Consider the following 20,103-nt stretch of genomic DNA (forward strand, 5'->3'; position numbering starts at 1 on the left):
AACTTTGCGCCTTTGCGTTTTTCCAACAAAACTCAGAAACATAAAAACATTCCACTGATCTAGCAGATTTTACACAAACATCTGCGCAATCTGCGGGAAACAAAATATAAACAGCATTCAATTTTATCGGAGATAAAATCTTTGCGTCTTAAAAAAGCATCAAACAAAAACAACTTTGCGGCTTTGCGTTTTCCAACAAAAATCTCACACCTTACAAAGCAGAAATCTCCAACAGTTTCTGCTTCATTTTCTCAGGTGTCATCTGTCCTTCCTGATAATACACCAGATTCTGATGCTTATCCAGGAATACCCACAAAGGATAAACAGGCTGGTTTTTATTCTTCGATAAAGCCAGTGCCAACTCATGAATTCCGGAATTTCCATTCTGCAGATATTCAAACTCCTGATTTTGGAAATGAATTTTCTCTTTCGTCTTCTCCGCCTCAAAATTGACAAAATAAAAATGATCATTAATCATATCAACCAACTCTTTATCCTTACTCATACGGAAAGATTCAATCTTACAAACTGAGCACCAGTCTGTGTAAAGGTGAATAACAACAGGCTTCGGATTTTCTTTCTGCTGAACTTCAAGATCAGAAAAAGTGCCTGTCTTCATCTGAGACAGATAAAAACAGGGCACTAACATTAAAAATAAAGCTATTTTTTTCATTTTAAAGTATATTTTACTCCTAAGAAACCTCTGATTCCCTGCATCGGTGCATAGCCGTATGCCGTATCAAAAGTATAATGATTAGGATTATTGATAGGATCATCAACATGCTTATCAAATGGGTCAAATGGTCTCATCAAAGGATCTTTAGGTCTGAAATTGAATAGGTTTTTCATCCCGCAATACACTTCAAATCCGGATTTGAAACTCTTGGACACCTGAATATTAGCCATAGAATAAAAAGGAGAATATTCAGGGCGGTAATCGTTCACTAAAACAGGAAGTCGCATGGGTCCGTAAAACTGTCCTGTAAAATCGATAGTCAGGTTATTTTCAAACTTATACGTCAGGTTATAGGTACCACTCCATTTTGGGGCATGCAGCTGTTGTGTTTTTTGATTTTCATTATCAAATTTCTGATAGACATCCAGATAAGTCACTCCAAGATTAACACTCAAAGGAAACTGAAAACTGAAATCCACATTTAAAGAAGCACCTCTTGAAATTCCGTATCCATGGAGATTATCATAAATAATTTTGTTAGGATCGGAATCAAAATCACCAACAATTTTATTACTGAAATACGTATAAAATGCAGAAGCATCAAGATTCACCATTCGGCTGCCTACCGGAATTTTCCAGATATAATTAAGGTTTCCGTTGATGGATCTTTCCGGTTTCAAATCTGATTTTACTACCACTTCCCTCGAACCCGTCAATGCCGCATGATCTTCTGTAAATAAATTAACCACTCTGAACCCTGTTCCAAAGTTGAAACGTAAAGTGTGATATGGATTAGGGTTGAATTTCCATGCAAACCTCGGTGAATGTACAGAATGATGTACTTTATCATAATCATATCTGTAACCAAGTAACAACGTATTTTTATCGTTGATTTCCCACTGATCCTGGATAAAAGCTCCCCAGATAGGAGATTTCATCGGTGCATTCGTGATGCCGTCTGAGGCTAATGTTCCCGGAGTGTTATCATCATAAAAAGTTCTTTTGAAAGTAAGTCCGGCCGTGATATCATGTTTCCCGAAGTTTCGGTCCCAATACGTCTGTACGAAAGCCACTTTTTGTGTAGCATTGAATGGATTGGATCCATAAAATGAATTCTGGTCATGATAATTATAAGAAAACTGAGTCACGATATGTTCTTTCATAGGCCATTCATACAATCCGAAAACCTCTGCTCTGTTCGTATAAATACTTTCTCCATATACTTCATCACTGCCACGGAAAGATTTATTCCACTGCATTTCTCCCCCGAAACGGTCTTCATACAGATACCTCAAAGCAAAACTTGCCTGTCTGTTTTCTTTTCTCTTAAAATTCCACTTGTTAAATACGGAAATTCTGCTTTGTAAAGTGGTATCCGTGAAATTATCTTTATTCTGATCTATTCTTTCCTGAAAACTGAAATAATTTAAACTTAATAATGAAGCTGCATTCTTTCCTACATTGAATTTGGTTGAAAGATCCAGATTATTTTCAAACCAACTCGATGTCATCAGATCAACACTTAATTTAGGAGCGGTCAGTGCATTTTTGGTGATAATATTAATCACTCCTCCCATGGCTTCAGAACCATAGATTGAAGAAGCTGGCCCTTTTACTACTTCAATTCGGTCAACCAAACTATTCGGAATTCCACTTAGTCCATAGACGGTTGAAAGTGAACTTACGATGGGCATTCCATCAATCAGAATCATGGTATATGGACCTTCCAATCCATTGATGTGGATATCTCCAGTATTACAAACAGAACAGTTCAGCTGAGGTTTTACCCCATTCACCATCGCAATGGCTTCAAAAATGCTGGGAGTAGGATTTTTCTGAAAAAATTTCTGACTGTAAATCTCTACGGCAACAGGACTTTTAGACCTGCTCATCGGTTTTATGGTACCGGTAACCACTACATCCTCAATGTTACTTGTCTTGATTTCCCTCTTCGTAACTCTCGCAGAATCCAGATTTTTAGTCTGTTGTAAACTCAAACTATCGGTCTCCTGCGCAAAACAATAGGTTGATAAAAAAGTAATAGAAAATAATATTCGCTTCATGAAATTAAAATTGTTAGACAAATCTAACAATTATTTTTCAAATACAAAACTTAATCCAAAAAATATAGGTTGAGCCAATTCATGAAAAATGATTAAATTTGAGAAACTACATATGAAAGTAAAATGAGATATCATCACTTGGGAAATATCCCACCAAAAAGGCATACGATCTTTAAGTCTCCGGAAGATAAATTTTACTATGAACAGCTTTTCGGTACAGAAGGCTTCCATGGTATTTCTTCTCTGTTATATCATATCCACCGCCCTACGCAGATTAAATCTATCGGTGAGCCGAAAGATGTCACTCCAAAAATCGCTGTGGAAAAGAATGTGGCTCCGAGAATGTTTAAGGGAATGAATGTCACTCCTGAAGACGATTTCATGGACAGCCGAAAGATCCTTTTGATGAATAACGACCTGAAAATGGGATTGGCAAAGCCAAGAAAATCGATGGATTATTTCTACAAAAATGCGGAATGTGATGAGCTTTTGTATGTTCATAACGGAACCGGAATTTTAAAAACATTTGTAGGAGATCTTGAATTTGTAACCGGAGATTATCTGATCATTCCGAGAGGAACCATTTATCAGGTGGAACTGAAATCTGATGATACAGTCTTTTTTGTACTGGAAAGCCACTCTCCTATTTATACTCCAAAAAGATACAGAAACGAATTCGGACAGCTTTTGGAACATTCTCCATTCTGCGAAAGAGACATGATTGCTCCGACTTACAGAGAACCCATTGATGAAAAAGGAGAATTCTTAATTAAAGTAAAAAAAGAAAACCAGATTACCGATTTCATCTACGCTACACACCCGTTTGATGTAGTAGGCTGGGACGGCTATTTTTATCCTTATAAATTCAATATTAAAAACTTCGAACCGATTACCGGAAGAATTCACCAACCACCACCGGTTCACCAGAATTTTGAAGGACATAATTTCGTGGTATGTTCATTCTGCGCAAGAATGTATGATTATCATCCACAGGCTATTCCTGCACCTTACAACCACTCTAATATTGACTCTGATGAGGTACTGTTCTACACAGAAGGTGATTTCATGAGTCGTAACCATATTGACCTGATGGACTTCACCCTTCACCCTGGTGGAATTGTACACGGACCTCACCCTGGTGCTATGGAAAGAAGTATCGGTAAAAAATTCACGGAAGAATATGCTGTAATGGTAGACCCTTTCCGTCCATTAAAAATTACAGAAGAAGCTTTAAAAGTAGAAGATCCTTCTTATAAAACTTCATGGTTAGAATAAAACAGTAAAAATTATCAATAAAGTATTACTGAATACATACAAAAGACGCTTTAAATCCTTTATTTAAAGCGTCTTTTTTCGTAAATTTGTGAGGTATGGTTAACATATTGACCATCATTATTTTTCATATCGCATCCTAAGTAATGGTGGTTTAAAACAAAATCAATATTACATGTTAGAAAGAATCAGATTAGAAAGTTTACACCAAAAGGTAACCACAGCTGAAAATGCTGTAAAAATCATTAAAGACGGTATGACCATCGGGTCCAGCGGCTTTACAAAAGCAGGTGACAGCAAAGCCATTTTGCCCGCACTGGCAGAAAGAGGAAAAACAGAAGACCTTAAGGTCACTTTGATGACCGGAGCTTCATTGGGACACGGTACCGACGGAAAACTGGCAGAAGCCAATGTTCTGAAAAAAAGAATGCCGTTCCAGGTAGATCCTATCTTAAGAAACAAAATCAACAACGGTGAAATTCTCTTCATCGACCAGCATTTAAGTGAAAGTGCCGAGCTTCTTCACACTAAAAATCTTCAGAGCATTGACGTAGCCATTATTGAAGCTGCTTACATTGAAAGAGACGGAAGTATTGTTCCTACCACGTCTGTAGGAAATTCAGTGACATTTGCTGCTTTAGCTAAAAAGGTTATTATTGAAATCAATACGGAAGTTCCCGAAGAAGTCTACGGAATTCATGATATCTACCAGGCGGAAGATTATCCTTACAGAAATGTGATTCCAATTGTTGCGCCATGGAACAAAATCGGGAGAAAAAGTATTCCTGTAGATCCTGAAAAAATTGAGGCTATCGTATTTACCAACCGTAAAGACAGCCCGGCAGATATTGCAGAACCGGACGAAAAAACAACAGCCATCGCCAAACATCTTCTTGCTTTCTTTGAAAATGAAGTTCTTTTGGGACGTCTTACCGACAGACTACTTCCTCTTCAGGCAGGTATCGGTAAAGTAGCCAACGCTGTTCTGACAGGATTCAAAGACAGTAATTTTTATGACCTGACGATGTTTTCCGAAGTGCTACAGGACAGTACATTCGATCTGATCGATTCCGGTAAGCTAAGCTTTGCTTCTGCATCATCCATTACCGTTTCTCAGGAATGCTACGAAAGAGTGTTAGGAAATCTTTCAAAATATAAAGACAAATTCGTTTTAAGACCTCAGAATATTTCCAATACTCCAGGGTTGATCAGAAGACTGGGAGTAATTGCCATCAACACCGCCATTGAATTCGATATCTATGGAAATGTAAACTCTACCCATATCGGAGGAACCAAAATCATGAACGGAATCGGAGGTTCCGGAGACTTTGCAAGAAACGCTTATTTAAGTATTTTTGTGACGCAGGCAGCATCAAAAGGCAACAATATTTCCCACGTTCTTCCAATGGTATCTCATACCGATCATACAGAACATGATGTAGACATTCTGGTAACAGATGTTGGATTGGCTGACTTAAGAGGATTAGCACCGAGAGAAAGAGCCCAGAAAATCATTGATAATTGTGTTCACCCGGATTATAAGGAAGAACTACAATCTTACTTCGACAGAGCTTGTGAAAAAGGAGGCCATACTCCACATTTACTTCAAGAAGCATTCAGCTGGCATTTACGATTTGCAGAAACAGGAAGTATGAAGCAGAAAACAGCTGTAGAAACTGCTAATTAAGATTTTCATCAAAATAACAGATAAAACGAAAGGACTGAATGCCAACACATTCAGTCCTTCCTATTTTAAACCTAAGCTGGTTTATTCATATGATAAAAGTCTGTTCAATATCCTCAAAATATTTAGATGAATATAAAATTATAAAGATTATCTTTGAAAGAATAGAAGTATTTTATGAGCTCTCCTCAATACTCTTAACACCTTTTAAAAAAGACAAAATATGAATAATTACATCAGCGCAGAAGAAGCAATATATACGATAAAAAGTGGTAACCGTGTCTTTTTCCACGGTAGTGCCTGTACCCCAAATTACCTTATTGATGAACTGGCAAGACAGTCTAATCGCTTGCAAAATGTGGAAATGGTTTCCATTACCCAGCAGGGAAATGTGGAAATTGCAAAACCTGAGTACAAAGACAGCTTTTTCATCAACTCTTTATTTGTTTCCACTCCTGTACGTGATGCTGTGAATTCTGACCGCGGAGACTTTGTTCCCGTTTTCTTAAGTGAAATTCCTATTTTATTCAGAAAAAACATCCTGCCTCTTGATGTAGCTATTGTTACAGTTTCCCCTCCGGACAAACATGGTTTTTGTACTTTGGGAACTTCTGTAGATATTGCAAGAGCCGCTGTAGATACAGCAAAAATCATCGTTGCCATCGTTAATCCAAGAATGCCAAGAACCCATGGAGACGGGATGATCCACATCAGCAGAATTCATAAATTGGTTTGGCATGAAGAGGAACTCCCGACCGTAGACTATGGTTCTAAAGTAGGCCCTGAAGAAATGCTCGTAGGAAAGAATGTAGCAGAGCTTATTGAAGACAGATCTACCCTTCAGATGGGAATCGGAACCATTCCTGATGCTGTTTTGAAATGCCTTACCAACCACAAAGACCTTGGAATTCACACAGAGATGCTGAGCGACGGTGTCATTGACCTGATTCAGGATGATGTCATCAATAATAAATACAAAGGTTACAACGACAATAAAACCATCACAAGTTTCTGTTTCGGGACTCGAAAGTTGTATGATTATGTAGATGACAATACAGTTTTTGCGTTCAGAGATGTAAGTGAAGTCAATTTCCCGATCAATATCATGAGAAACAAAAAAATGGTAGCCATCAACTCTGCCATTGAAATAGACCTTACAGGACAGGTATGTGCCGATTCCATCGGAACGATGCAGTACAGTGGAATTGGAGGGCAAATGGACTTTATGCGTGGCGCAGCTTTAAGTGATGATGGAAAACCTATCATAGCTATCACCGCAAGAACCAAAAAAGGAATTTCCAGAATTGTTCCTTTTCTTAAACAGGGAGCGGGTGTAGTGACCACAAGAGGCCATATTCATTATGTAGTAACCGAGTATGGAACTGCTTATCTCTATGGTAAAAATCTCCGCCAGAGAGCACAGGAACTGATCAGTATTGCCCATCCTGATGACAGAGAGATGCTGGAAAGAGCTGCTTTTGAAAGATTTAAACACTGATAATCAAATTATAAACTCCTTACAACTTCCTTTTTTAATTGAAACTTTAAAACAAATTTTGAACTCATCATCATAAAATGATAAAAAAATATTAATTTTTTGGCAGTATATTTGATAAAACTCTTTCAAAAACAAGGAAATTGAAAACTATATATAATTCGATACGAGACGAAGTGGTAAAACATTCCAAGGTAAGGAATTCTGTTTTGGGGAATGTGAATGAATGGAAGAGAAGCCATTATATTATTCTTTCCGAAATTATTAAAGACGAGCTTTCTGAAGCTGAAGAACTGAAAGGAGGAAAAAAATTTGAAATCGGAAATACCATTTCTCATGTTACTCTTCAGCGTTTTTTTGAAAATGATTATCAGGATAAAACCCATAGTGACCTCAGATTTCTTAAAACACTTGATAAAATATGCATCTTCTTAGGATATAAAGATCTTAATGATTACATCCTTACCATCAGATATAAGAAACAGGAAGAAGAGGAAACGGATGATCAATCTTATCTTACGCAGATGGTTTATGATTATTGTGCATCCGCTTTTGAGTTTTATAAACTTTTTCCCACTCACAACACCGAGCTGTTAAAAGATCTGGTATTTGATGATTCTCCTTTCCTGGAAAGAGCATCACAATTCAGTAAGGAACTGTGTGAAAAGGATTTCCATCTGGTTACCAAAAACAACAGATCCAATTACGAGGTATTTGATATTCACGTTGTTACTGACGAACCAGACAAAAAAATATTAGAATCTCAGGAATTCTGGAACCTTCTGTTCAAAGTAGGAAAAACCGGAGAGGAACATTTTGTCAATCAACTGAGTACACAAATTTATTTTATCAAAAAAATAAATAACACCTGGAAGATCTGGGACAACTATAATCCCGACGCGGGAATGCTCAACAGAAAAATTGAAACAACCTAAAATAAGAAAGCCGTAGAGAGTATCTACGGCTTTCATGTTTCGAAATATTTTTTTTCACTTGTCTTTTGTATAACAAATGTAGGCAGATGATTTTAGACTTATGAAACTTAAATATACTTAAGTAAACTCTTCTTTAACGTTATGTTAAATATATTCAATGAATCCTTGGGAATATTTTCGCCATATCTAAGAATTTTGTAATTTGCATACCAATAAAATAAAAGTAAAAGAGAAAATATGTCAACACTTACATTTGCCGAGAAAATAGCTCAAGCAGAAAATTTCTTACCGATTAACGGTACAGATTATATTGAGTTTTATGTAGGAAATGCAAAACAGGCTGCCCATTATTACAAAACCGCTTTCGGTTTTCAGTCTGTAGCTTATGCGGGTCCTGAAACAGGAGTAAGAGACCGTGCATCTTATGTGCTTCAACAGGGAAAAATCAGATTGGTATTAACAACAGGACTTAAATCTGAATCTCCTATCAGCGAGCACGTAAAAAAACATGGTGACGGAGTAAAAATTTTGGCACTTTGGGTAGATGACGCTTATGCAGCTTTCGAAGAAACAACTAAAAGAGGCGGAAAACCTTATTTAGAGCCTGTAACGTTAACTGATGAGCATGGTGAGGTAAGAATGTCCGGTATCTATACATACGGAGAAACTGTTCACATGTTTGTGGAAAGAAAAAATTATAACGGTGCTTTCATGCCTGGTTATGAAAAGTGGGAAAGTGATTATAAGCCTGAAGAAGCAGGTTTATTATACGTAGACCACTGCGTAGGAAATGTTGACTGGAACAGAATGATCCCAACTGTAGAATGGTATGAAAAAGTAATGGGATTTGTAAACATCCTTTCTTTTGATGACAAGCAGATCAACACAGAATATTCTGCATTGATGTCTAAAGTAATGTCAAACGGAAACGGATATGCAAAATTCCCTATTAACGAACCTGCAGAAGGTAAAAAGAAATCTCAGGTAGAAGAATACCTTGATTTCTATGAAGGTGAAGGAGTACAGCACATCGCTGTGGCAACAAAGGATATTATCCACACTGTAACTGAATTGAAGAAACGTGGTGTAGAGTTCCTTTCTGCTCCACCGGAAGCCTATTACGACATGGTTCCTGAAAGAGTAGGTCATATTGATGAAGATCTTAAAAAACTTCAGGAGTTAGGTATACTTATTGATCATGATGAAGAAGGATATTTATTACAGATCTTTACGAAGCCTGTAGAAGACCGTCCTACTCTATTCTTCGAAATTATTGAAAGACACGGTGCACAGAGTTTTGGTGCCGGAAACTTCAAAGCATTGTTCGAAGCATTAGAAAGAGAGCAGGAAAGAAGAGGTAATCTTTAATTTTACATTAGAAAATATAAGTTTTGTCAGAATACAGTATTCTGGCAAAACTTTTTTATAAAACACAGTATATGAGAAAACTTTTAATCGGGATTTTTCTTCTGGGAACCTTAGGGCTTAAAGCTCAATATGGAACTTTGAATGAAATCCTTAACCGACTTGAACAAAGAAAAGGCATCAATCAACATCTTGAAAATATAAATATTGATAACAAAAAGTTTGTTCTCATTAAAGATGAAGCCGACCATACGGAGAGGGACTTTATTATTATCAAAGGGAATAATGCCACTTATGTAGAAGTTTTCGATGATAAAGCAACTGGAGAAAGCAGTTCCAATGTTTTTACCGGTGATATCATCAGGAAAAAAAATATTATTTCTTTAAGAGCAGATATGCTTGAAAACAAAAAAATCCCAATGCCTGTCACCAAGACTTTATTGCTGACGCAACAGGACAATATTTTGTACCTTATCGATGTCAATACCAGAGACAGATGGATTGATGAAGCCTCTTACTCAAAAAAGACCAAATAAATGTTCCGGGGAATTCTCCGGATGATATTGAATCTAACTAAAATCTAAACTTATGAAATCATTTGTAGACTATTCCTCAAATTCGGATTTTTCTATACATAATATTCCTTTCGGAGTCGCAGTTTTTAACAAAGAATATATCGGATGCTGTACAAGAATCGGAGATCAGGTCATTGATCTTGCTACGTTGTACGATCTTGGTTATTTTGAAGATATTGAAGGATTAGACGACAATGTTTTTGAAGCGTATACCATCAACGAATTTATCGAACTGGGTAAACCTGTTACCAATGCTGTTCGTACTAAAATCCAAACTTTATTACAGGAAGGATCAACTTTATCAAAAGATCAGAAAACCATTGAAGAGGCTTTCTATGACCTGGATAAAGTAAAAATGATGATGCCTGTTCACATCCCGAACTACACCGATTTCTACAGCAGCATCGAACATGCTACCAACGTAGGAAAAATGTTCCGTGATCCGGCAAACGCTTTATTACCCAACTGGAAACATTTACCGGTAGGTTACCACGGAAGAGCATCTTCTATCGTAGTTTCCGGCACAGAAATCAACCGTCCTAAAGGTCAGACAAAACCTGCAGATGCAGACAAACCGGTTTTCGGAGTATCTAAACAATTGGATTTCGAACTGGAAATGGCTTTCATCATCAATAAAAATACAGAGATGGGAGAAAGTATCTCTACCAAAGATGCAGAAGATGCGATCTTCGGAATGGTTGTTTTCAATGACTGGTCTGCAAGAGATATTCAATCCTGGGAATATGTTCCGCTAGGGCCATTCCTTGCGAAAAATTTCGGTTCTTCCATTTCTCCATGGGTGGTTACGCTTGAAGCTTTGGATCCATTCAGAACAGCTTCTCCAACTCAGGATCCTGAAGTTTTAGAATATTTAAAATTTGAAGGTGATAAAAATTACGATATCAACCTTGAAGTATATATCCAACCTGAAAACGGAGATCATAACCTGATCTGTGAAAGCAATTACAAACACATGTACTGGAATATGACTCAGCAACTGGCACACCACACCGTGAACGGATGTAACGTGGAAGTAGGTGACCTATATGCCAGCGGTACCATTTCAGGAAGTGATCCAAAGTCTTTCGGTTCTATGCTTGAGCTTACATGGAGAGGACAAAATCCTTTATCATTAAGCAACGGTGAAGAAAGAAAATTCATTGAAGACAATGATACCGTTACCATGAAAGCTTGGGCAGAAAAAGACGGTGTGAGAGTAGGTTTCGGGGAAGTTTCCGGTAAAATCATTCCAACACTTTAATTTTTATCTGAATTTTAACTCTGCACAATACTACTATTAAACCTTATAGGTTTTGAAAACCTATAAGGTTTGGTGGTGAATGACATCGCTAGAAATATGCTGTAAAACAGTTAGTATTAGACGTGTCATGCTGAGCCGAGTCAAAGCATCTTTTAATATCATTTGAATACTTAAGTTGAATTAAGTGTTAAAAAGAAAAACATGAAAACAGTAATCCCCTCCGAGATAACCTCCGTACAATTGCAGACCATTATGCAGACAGCCGTTTCACCACGTCCCATTGCATTGGCTTCTACAGTGGATAAAGACGGTAATAATAACTTATCTCCGTTCAGTTTTTTTAATATGTTCAGTACAGTTCCTCCGATTTTGATTTTTTCACCATCGAGAAGGGTACGTGACAATACTACAAAACATACACTGGAAAATGTTCTTGAAGTACCTGAAGTGGTAATCGGAACGGTAAATTTTCCGATTGTACAACAGATCTCTTTAGCTTCTACAGAATACGAAACCGGAGTCAATGAATTTATCAAATCCGGTCTTACCATGAAAGATGCAGATCTTGTACAACCTAAGCTTATTGAAGAATGCCCTGTTAACTTTGAATGTAAAGTTTTAGAGGTAAAATCATTGGGAGATCAGGGTGGTGCCGGAAATCTGGTGATCTGTGAGGTTCAGAAAATCCATATCAGAGAAGAATATCTGAATGAAGCCGGAAATCTGGATCAGAAAAAGCTGGATATGGTAGCCCGTTTAGGCAGCAACTGGTATTCCAGAAGCAATGAAAACAGTCTTTTTGAAGTACCCAAACCTTTGGTAACAAAAGGAATCGGTTTCGATCTGCTACCAGATTCTATTAAGTACAGTAAAGTGTTTACAGGAAATGACCTTGGAATGCTTGCCAATACGGAAGTATTACCTGCCGGAGACTTTCATGCCGATGAAAATATCCATCTTGATGCCCAGAAATTACTTCTGGAAAGCAAAATTGAAGAAGCCTGGAAGATTTTAATTAAATAAACTGAATTTATTGATGAAAAAATACATCTTCTTCCTTTTTCTCTTCATCACATTACAATCATGCTATTATCCTGTAAAAAAAGATTATGGGATCTACAGCAAGTCATTGGTATTTTCAAAGGACAAAAAGTGGCTGATTAACAACATCAAAACAGATGTAGATTCGCACCACCGGGAAATGATGAGCAAGGAAGCATTTCAACTATTCCAGAATTTAAGCAACGGCAATGCCTTTGACTTAAAAACAGCAAAAGCAGAAAATATAATTCAAAATAGTATTCCTTTTGATCCGGAAACTGAAGATCTTGAGGTATTGAAAAGCAACTCTGATTTCAATTTCCTGGTAAACATCTACACCATGAAAGTGCGAAACGGTTTAGACAATTCAATTGGAACGCAATATGAATATAAAAAAAATGAAACTTTTGCAATGATGGATGTCTATGATATCAGCACTATGAAGAAAATATATTCACTCAAAGCATACTCAGAAGTTTCGGTGGAGAAAGATCAAAAGGTGACTATCTTCGATCCTTCAACAGAAATGATGACTATGAAAAACTTTCGAAGTCTTTTAAAGGCAGTAAAAAAGAATGCTGTTAAAACGAACTAAAAATATCTATTGATCATCAATAAAAAAAGGAGTGAAAGTTTCACTCCTTTTTTATTATTTGGATTTAAGCGATTCTGAAACAGTAATTTTTCCTTTTTCAGCAAATTCTGTTGCTTTACCGTTTTTATCAATAGAAACATTCAGGTTGTCATTTTTAGCATCGTAGTAAATGCTTGTCGCATATCCCGGACAGTCGTGCTGTTTGCATCCGGTCAGTTTGTAGATTCCATTTTCAGATACAATAGGACTCTCTACGTTGAAATTCTTTACCATTTCATCATACTGAGCTCCAGTAAGTTTTTTTAATCTTTCTGAAATACCTTTATCTTCAAAGAATTTAATATCATGAGGATATTTTCCGGCGTTTTTGGTAATAACATTATCCGGAGCAGGAGCAGAAGGAGCTGCAGTTGCTGCTGAATCTGTTTTTGGAGTTGTTACGGAATCCTTAGGCATTACGGTTGCCAAAGTATCACTGCTTACAGAAGATTCTGTTTTTGTTTCTTTTTTACATGAAACAACACATAGTGAAAGCGCAAATGCGCCTGCAATAATTTTTTTCATAAATATATTTTATGGTGGTTAATGTATAATAACGTAGTTTTAAACGTTTTATTTCAATTTTTCTTTGATAAAATCAATACATTTTTCAGTTACAGTATTGAGATCTTTTGGTAAATCATTTCCTTCCCATGGTTCTTTTGCTCCGAAAGTATGGTTGGCATTTTCAATCAGAAAAAGTTCAGAATTGGGGTGAAGGATATGAAGATGTTCTGCCTGCTTCACCTCTACCGCTTCATCCTCTGTTCCATGAATAATCAGCATATAAGCTTTAGCCATTTCTGTAGCTCGTTCTACATCAAAACGGTGAATATCTTTTTCATAATCTTCATAAAACTGATAATAATGAGGCATTTCCTGTTGGGTACGTCCATTTAAAGCATAATAGACACCATTATTCTTCCAGTTTTCAAAAGCAGTATCTTTTGGGAAACGATCTAAAGTATCCACACTGGCCAATGTAATCAAACCGTTGATTCTTTCGTCTTCAAAAGTTTTAATAATAGAAATTCCTCCTCCTCTGCTATGCCCGATCAGGACAATCTTTTCATCATCCACATGGGGATCTTTACTAAAATGATCAATCACTACGCCAAGATCTGAAAGTTCTTTAGAATAATTATTCTGCCCAAAAGCTTCAAGATCTCCGAAGTTAAACGGATCATCTGTTGTGGTTCCGTTATGAGAAAAATTAAACTTGACAAAGAAAAAACCTGCTTCCGCAAACTTTTCAGCCATCAGATTCCAGGCTCCCCAATCTTTATACCCTTTATATCCGTGAACAAATATGACCAAAGGAAGTTTTTTTTGACTGTCTTTATAAAAAACATCAGCAAGAAAACCTTTTGTTTCTTTATTTTCTAAGTATATATTCTTTTCTATAATCAAATTCATAAAACAAATGGGCTTTACTTAATATTATTTATATTTATAGGATTAATTCAAACTGAAATTTATGAAAAAAACTCTACTTTTTTTATTTTTAATTACTTTTTCTTTCATCCTGAGCCAGACGACCAAAAGGGTCTTTTTTATTGGAAACAGCTATACTTACGTTAACAATTTACCCGGCCTTATTCAAAGTATTGCCACATCTAATGGCGACGTATTCGAACATCACAGTCAGACTCCGGGAGGCGCTACCCTGCAGGATCATGCCAACAATCCGAATATCACTTCAGACATTAATCAGGGAAACTGGGATTACGTGGTATTACAGGAACAGAGCCAGCTTCCTTCGTTTCCCGATTCACAGGTACAAAATCAGGTGTATCCTTATGCTCTTCAGCTTTCCAATTTAATTAAAACAGCCAATCCTTGTGGAAATGTTATTTTCTATATGACCTGGGGCCGTAAAAATGGTGATGCAACCAATTGCCCGGGACTTCCCACAGTCTGCACGTATCAGGGAATGGACACTCAAATTTATAACCGTTACATGGAAATGGCCATGAACAATGAAGGAATTGTTTCTCCGGTAGGCAAAGTATGGAGAACGATCAGAGAGCAAAACCCGGCAATTGAATTGTATGATCAGGATGAATCGCACCCGAGCTATATTGGTTCTATGGCTGCTGCGTATACATTTTATACTATTATATTCAAGAAAGATCCTACACAGATTCCTTTTAATGGAAATCTTACTCCTGCACAGGCTCAACTGATCAAAGATATTGTGAAAACAGAGGTCTATAACCAACCTGGTAAATGGTATGTAACCAACAATGATGTTCACAGCAGATTTACCTATCAGCTTACCGGAGCAGGAACTGTTCAATTTACGAATACAACCCAGAATGCAGCCAACTATTCATGGGATTTTGGTGATGGTACGACTTCTACTTTACAAAACCCTGCCCATACTTATACTACGGGAGGAAATTATAATGTAAAGCTTACAACAGATGCTTGCGGAGCAACTACGGCCAAAACAAAGCTGGTTGTTGTCAGCACATTACATACAGCAGAAACAACGATAGAAAATGGAATTCAAATCTATCCAAATCCTGTTCAAAATCTTATCAACATTGCTTCTAAAAATAAAATTGAGATACTTTCTCTTACAGATGTATCAGGAAAAATCATTCCTTATCAATTGAATAAAACAGAGACTGGCTACAGTATTTCACTTCAACATTTGACCAGCGGAGTTTATTTCCTGCAATATAAAACAGGAGAAAAGGAATTCACTAAAAAAATTATTAAAAAATAAGCTTATTTTTGCTGCATGCAGAATTTAAGAACTGTAACCGTGATGCGTTACATTCTGCCCCTGAGAGAAGGAGGATCTCTTCCGGCTCTGGCAGAAGCTGATGATGATTTCAAATATGTATTAAAATTCCGTGGTGCAGGCCATGGGGTAAAAATGCTGATTTCCGAACTTTTGGGTGGGAAAATTACCGAAGCTTTGGGACTTAAAATTCCTGAACTTGTTTTCGTTAATCTTGATGCTGATTTCGGAAGAACGGAAGCCGATGAGGAAATCCAGGATCTTCTGAAGTTTTCTGAAGGTCTGAATCTCGGGTTACATTATCTTTCCGGTTCTATTACGTATGATCCGGGAGTAAGTGTGGATCCGCTTCTGGCTTCAAAAATAGTATGGCTGGATGCATTCATTACCAACATCGACCGTACTTTTAAAAATACAAATATGCTGATGTGGCATAAAGAACTTTGGATCATCGATAATGGTGCTTCGTTCTACTTCCACCACTCATGGCAGAATTTTGATGCAGCGGCCAAAACACCTTTCAAATATGTGAAAGACCATGTGCTCCTTCCTAAGGCGAAAATGCTTGACGAAGCTGATAAATTTGCCCATGAAATTTTGAATGATACGCTCTTCAGAGACATTGTCAACATGATTCCTGAAGACTGGTTACACTGGAATGATGCGGATGAAACACCGGATGAAATTCGTGAAATCTATTTTCAGTTTATGAAAACCAGATTAGAAAATTCTCAAATCTTTGTAAACGAAGCGAAAAATGCAAGAGGATAAAATATATGAATATGCGGTAATACGCCTGGTGCCTAAAGTTGAAAGAGAAGAGTTTTTCAATATCGGGCTGGTGATGTTTTCCAAGAAGGAGAAATTCATCAGAGTGGAATTCTATTTGTGTCCGGACAAATTCAAACTGATGCACAGCAAACTGGATTACGATGATATTATCCACAATCTGGAAAGCTTTAAAAAAATTGCTAATGGGGAGAAAGATGGCGGTCCTATTGCTTTTTTTGATATTCCGGAGCGCTTCCGATGGTTGACAGCGGTAAGAAGTTCTGTGATACAGACCTCAAGACCTCATCCGGGAAAATCAAAGGATCTGAATGCTACTTTTGGTAAGCTTTTTGAGGAGTTAGTAAAGTAACACTTCCTTAAAAAATTTATTATGAATTTATCGACAAACAACATATCAATCTACAGGTTTTTTACAAACCTGTTTTTTGTTTTAATAATAGGTTTTTCTAATTTATTTTTTTCACAGAACTTCTCACAGGTACAGGTTAAAACTCCTCCTGTAAAAAGTACATTACTTCCGGAAATAGCCAATTTATCTGAGGACATTGTGTATAAAACCAACAGAAAAGGAGATGCTGTAAAGCTGGATGTTTTCACACCTAAAAATGTGGCTGCAGACCAACTGCTTCCTGTACTGATTTATGTTCACGGAGGTGGATGGATAGAAGGAGATAAAATAATTCATTCTGATAATTATGTTGAAACAACCATTGCAAAGTTGATGGCCAAGCAATATGCTGTAATCAGTATTAATTACACCCTTTTGAATGACAGCACTCATTTCCCGTTGCCTTTGGAAGATACGAAAGATGCTGTAAGATGGGTAAGAAAAAATGCCGGACAATATCATTTCGACACGAATAATATCGGGTTATTCGGGGCTTCTGCCGGAGCTCACCTATCCCTGATGGCAGCCTATACTCCAGACAATACTTATCTGGGTAATCCGGAACTCTCTTCTTATTCGGCTAAAGTGAATTATGTGATTGATCACTATGGCCCTACAGACCTCAACAAGCTTTTTCATACAAAATTGGGTACCATCCCGGTAGCACTCATCGGATTAATGTCCAAAAAAATTGTCGGTTTACAGGAAAATCTTGTCAAAGGAATTTCCGGATATGATATCAGAAAAGATCAGGACAGCGCTATTGATTATCTTAAAACCATGTCTCCTGTCTATTTTGTTTCCGGAGGTGTACCAACTTTAATTGTTCAGGGGAATAATGATAAAATTGTTCCTTTAAACCAGTCTAAAAAGCTCCACAGAAAATTAAACAGAGCCAAAGTACAGAACTCACTCATTATCGTAGATGGCGGAGTGCATGGCTTTGGCACGACTGATAAAGCTTATCTGGATCAACTTACGGATCAGATGGTGGAATTCATTCTTTCACTGAAGAAATAATATACATATCCCTATTTAACAATAACACAAACAACTATTAATCATAACGATAAATAAAAAACAAATCACAAATTTGCTAGATTGATATACATATTGATATTTTTTCATTGAGAATTAATTACCTTGGTCTTTGTTTAAATTATTTATAACAAAAACACCAATACTTTAATTTTTTATCAATAAAAATAAGCAATATGGAATCTTTAAACAATATCAATGCGCTTACGCTCATCTTTGTATCTGTTCTTCTTTTTGCGCTAGCTTACCGTTTTTATGGTATTTTCATTGCCAATAAAGTTCTCCGGCTCAATGATCAGAATACAACACCTGCTGTAGAATTTACAGACGGTAAAGATTATGTGGCTACCAATAAAAATGTACTTTTCGGACATCATTTTGCGGCTATTGCTGCTGCCGGGCCTTTGGTGGGACCTGTTCTTGCTGCGCAGTTCGGATATCTTCCGGGAGCTTTATGGATATTGATAGGATGCGTACTGGGAGGTGGCGTTCATGATATGATTGTGCTCTTTGCTTCTGTGAGACATAAAGGACAAAGCCTTGCGACGATTGCTTCCAAAGAAATCGGGAAAGCAACGGGTACTGTGGCGGGTTTTGCGATCCTCTTCATTTTGATTCTTACACTGGCAGGTTTATCATTGGCTTGTATCAACGCGATGCATGAAGCTTCATGGTCTCTTTTTACCGTTGTGATTACTATGCCTATTGCAATCATTATGGGATTGATTATGCGCTATAAAAAGAACAGTGTACTGTTTGCCAGTATTTTGGGAGGTATTCTTCTCGTGGCAGGGATTATCGGGGGACACACTCTGATGCAGAATCCTACGATGAATGGTTTGTTTTCCTGGGATATTAAAACGATTTCTATTGCAATACCTTTGTATGGCTTTATTGCTTCTGTATTACCGGTATGGCTTCTTTTGGTTCCAAGAGATTATCTTTCGACTTATTTAAAAATCGGTACTATTATCATGCTGGCTATAGGGGTAATTGTTATTCATCCTACGATACAGATGCCTGCTATTACAGCTTTTGTTAACGGTGGCGGCCCTATTATTGGTGGTCCGGTACTTCCTTTTATTTTCATTGTAATTGCATGTGGAGCGATTTCCGGATTCCATGCTGTGATTGCTACAGGAACCACTCCAAAAATGCTTAATAAAGAAAGAGAAATTCTTTTTGTAGGTTACGGAGCAATGCTAGTAGAAGGATTTGTAGCATTAATGGCACTTATTGCGGCTTGTACGTTGATGCCGGGTGATTATTTTGCCATCAACACTCCCAAAGAAGCCTATGATTCATTTCTGGCAGCACATCCTTCCCTGCACGGAGTAGATATAGATTATTATTCACAAAAAATAGGTATTGATCTTTACGGCAGAACCGGAGGTGCGGTATCTCTGGCTGTAGGAATGGCTCATATCTTTAATAAAATCCCGTATATGGATCAGCTGACGGCTTATTGGTATAATTTTGCGATTATGTTTGAAGCGGTATTTATTCTTACTGCCATTGATGCGGGAACAAGAGTTGGAAGATTCTTTTTACAGGAAATGCTGGGTTCTGTAGTTCCAAAATTCAATGATAAAAACTGGATTCCGGGGATTATTATCAGCAGTCTTATTTTCACTTTTGCCTGGGGATATCTGGTGTATACCGGAAATGTAAACAGTATCTGGCCATTATTCGGGATCAGTAATCAGCTGTTGGCAGCTTGCGGACTTATCGTCTGTACAACAATGCTAATCAGAATGAACAGAGGAAAATATGCTTTATGCTCAGCTATTCCGGGTGTATTCATGGCTGGAATTACCTTCTGGGCGGGTTATATTCAGGTGACCGCCATTTACATTCCTAAAGGACAGTATTTACTGGCAGCTTTAGCCGTAACAGCCATGGTTCTGATGCTTATTGTATTTGCAGGAGCTTTCAGAAAGTGGTATCAGCTTCTTCAAATCAAAACAACTGAAATTGACCATTATGGTGAACCAGTGAAAGAACTGGTAGAAAGATAAAATTCAAATTTTATAAAGAAAAACCATTAAGAAATATTGAAGAAATAGAGTATAATTAAGATAAATCATTCTGATTTTTAAGCTTAAAGCGAAGCTTATCTTAATACTCTTAAA

At 37.1% G+C, this 20,103-nt stretch carries 18 protein-coding genes; 14 read left to right on the forward strand and 4 right to left on the reverse strand.

The genetic code is table 11. The annotated features are described in order from the left end of the window. Nucleotides 1-211 precede the first annotated feature (211 nt). Complete coding sequence (locus ACMA47_RS11420) at nucleotides 212-673, reverse strand: thioredoxin family protein (RefSeq protein ID WP_121490016.1); 462 nt, start codon at nucleotides 671-673, stop codon at nucleotides 212-214. Then, entirely contained in the window at nucleotides 670-2,739 is a 2,070-nt protein-coding gene (locus tag ACMA47_RS11425; protein WP_413929888.1) for a TonB-dependent receptor plug domain-containing protein, read from the reverse strand. Before ACMA47_RS11425 ends, ACMA47_RS11420 begins: the two co-directional genes overlap by 4 nt. Nucleotides 2,740-2,862: 123 nt before the next feature. On the opposite strand from ACMA47_RS11425, the gene ACMA47_RS11430 reads away from it, so the two are divergent. The 9 genes from ACMA47_RS11430 (at nucleotide 2,863) to ACMA47_RS11470 (ending at nucleotide 12,962) form a co-directional block, all read left to right on the forward strand. Next, the gene (locus ACMA47_RS11430) at nucleotides 2,863-4,014 is read left to right on the forward strand and encodes a homogentisate 1,2-dioxygenase (RefSeq protein WP_413929889.1); all 1,152 of its coding nucleotides are present in this window, start codon (nucleotides 2,863-2,865) and stop codon (nucleotides 4,012-4,014) included. A 172-nt stretch (nucleotides 4,015-4,186) separates the two neighbouring features. Beyond that, complete coding sequence (locus tag ACMA47_RS11435; RefSeq protein ID WP_413929890.1) at nucleotides 4,187-5,698, forward strand: succinate CoA transferase; 1,512 nt, start codon at nucleotides 4,187-4,189, stop codon at nucleotides 5,696-5,698. Nucleotides 5,699-5,918: 220 nt separating this feature from the next. Further along, entirely contained in the window at nucleotides 5,919-7,193 is a 1,275-nt protein-coding gene (locus ACMA47_RS11440) for an acetyl-CoA hydrolase/transferase family protein (RefSeq protein WP_079240644.1), read from the forward strand. 140 nt (nucleotides 7,194-7,333) lie between these two features. Then, nucleotides 7,334-8,125 (forward strand): hypothetical protein, encoded by a 792-nt coding sequence (locus ACMA47_RS11445; protein ID WP_413929891.1) that lies wholly within the window; start codon nucleotides 7,334-7,336, stop codon nucleotides 8,123-8,125. Between the two features lie 237 nt (nucleotides 8,126-8,362). Continuing rightward, on the forward strand, nucleotides 8,363-9,493 hold the full coding sequence (gene hppD / locus ACMA47_RS11450; protein WP_034697426.1) for a 4-hydroxyphenylpyruvate dioxygenase: 1,131 nt from the start codon (nucleotides 8,363-8,365) through the stop codon (nucleotides 9,491-9,493). A gap of 71 nt (nucleotides 9,494-9,564) precedes the next feature. Then, complete coding sequence (locus ACMA47_RS11455; protein WP_413929892.1) at nucleotides 9,565-10,026, forward strand: hypothetical protein; 462 nt, start codon at nucleotides 9,565-9,567, stop codon at nucleotides 10,024-10,026. A 52-nt stretch (nucleotides 10,027-10,078) separates the two neighbouring features. Next, nucleotides 10,079-11,326, forward strand: a complete 1,248-nt coding sequence (fahA, locus tag ACMA47_RS11460; protein ID WP_413929893.1) for a fumarylacetoacetase — start codon at nucleotides 10,079-10,081, stop codon at nucleotides 11,324-11,326. 201 nt (nucleotides 11,327-11,527) lie between these two features. Further along, entirely contained in the window at nucleotides 11,528-12,349 is an 822-nt protein-coding gene (locus ACMA47_RS11465) for a flavin reductase family protein (RefSeq protein ID WP_123278851.1), read from the forward strand. Between the two features lie 13 nt (nucleotides 12,350-12,362). Next, the gene (locus tag ACMA47_RS11470) at nucleotides 12,363-12,962 is read left to right on the forward strand and encodes a hypothetical protein (RefSeq protein WP_413929894.1); all 600 of its coding nucleotides are present in this window, start codon (nucleotides 12,363-12,365) and stop codon (nucleotides 12,960-12,962) included. Nucleotides 12,963-13,016: 54 nt separating this feature from the next. Here the strand turns inward: ACMA47_RS11470 and ACMA47_RS11475 are convergent, their stop codons facing one another. After that, nucleotides 13,017-13,526 carry a hypothetical protein gene (locus ACMA47_RS11475; RefSeq protein WP_413929895.1) on the reverse strand — a complete coding sequence of 170 codons (510 nt, stop codon included), beginning with the start codon at nucleotides 13,524-13,526 and terminating at the stop codon, nucleotides 13,017-13,019. Nucleotides 13,527-13,574: 48 nt separating this feature from the next. Then, nucleotides 13,575-14,417, reverse strand: a complete 843-nt coding sequence (locus ACMA47_RS11480; protein WP_413929896.1) for an alpha/beta hydrolase family protein — start codon at nucleotides 14,415-14,417, stop codon at nucleotides 13,575-13,577. Between the two features lie 61 nt (nucleotides 14,418-14,478). Between ACMA47_RS11480 and ACMA47_RS11485 the strand changes: the two genes are divergently transcribed. The 5 genes from ACMA47_RS11485 to ACMA47_RS11505 all read left to right on the forward strand — a co-directional run bounded on the left by ACMA47_RS11485 (nucleotide 14,479) and on the right by ACMA47_RS11505 (nucleotide 19,989). Beyond that, entirely contained in the window at nucleotides 14,479-15,735 is a 1,257-nt protein-coding gene (locus tag ACMA47_RS11485) for a PKD domain-containing protein (RefSeq protein ID WP_413929897.1), read from the forward strand. A gap of 15 nt (nucleotides 15,736-15,750) precedes the next feature. Continuing rightward, the gene (locus ACMA47_RS11490) at nucleotides 15,751-16,524 is read left to right on the forward strand and encodes a HipA family kinase (RefSeq protein WP_114820789.1); all 774 of its coding nucleotides are present in this window, start codon (nucleotides 15,751-15,753) and stop codon (nucleotides 16,522-16,524) included. Further along, entirely contained in the window at nucleotides 16,511-16,894 is a 384-nt protein-coding gene (locus tag ACMA47_RS11495; protein ID WP_034697434.1) for a DUF3037 domain-containing protein, read from the forward strand. Before ACMA47_RS11490 ends, ACMA47_RS11495 begins: the two co-directional genes overlap by 14 nt. A gap of 21 nt (nucleotides 16,895-16,915) precedes the next feature. After that, nucleotides 16,916-17,953, forward strand: coding sequence for an alpha/beta hydrolase fold domain-containing protein (locus tag ACMA47_RS11500; RefSeq protein ID WP_413929898.1), 1,038 nt, complete (start codon nucleotides 16,916-16,918; stop codon nucleotides 17,951-17,953). 194 nt (nucleotides 17,954-18,147) lie between these two features. Next, nucleotides 18,148-19,989: a carbon starvation protein A gene (locus ACMA47_RS11505; protein WP_413929899.1), complete on the forward strand. Its 1,842-nt coding sequence runs from the start codon at nucleotides 18,148-18,150 to the stop codon at nucleotides 19,987-19,989. The last annotated feature ends 114 nt before the right edge of the window (nucleotides 19,990-20,103 follow it).

The sequence above is a fragment of the Chryseobacterium sp. T20 genome (assembly GCF_047345655.1).
GTDB lineage: Bacteria > Bacteroidota > Bacteroidia > Flavobacteriales > Weeksellaceae > Chryseobacterium.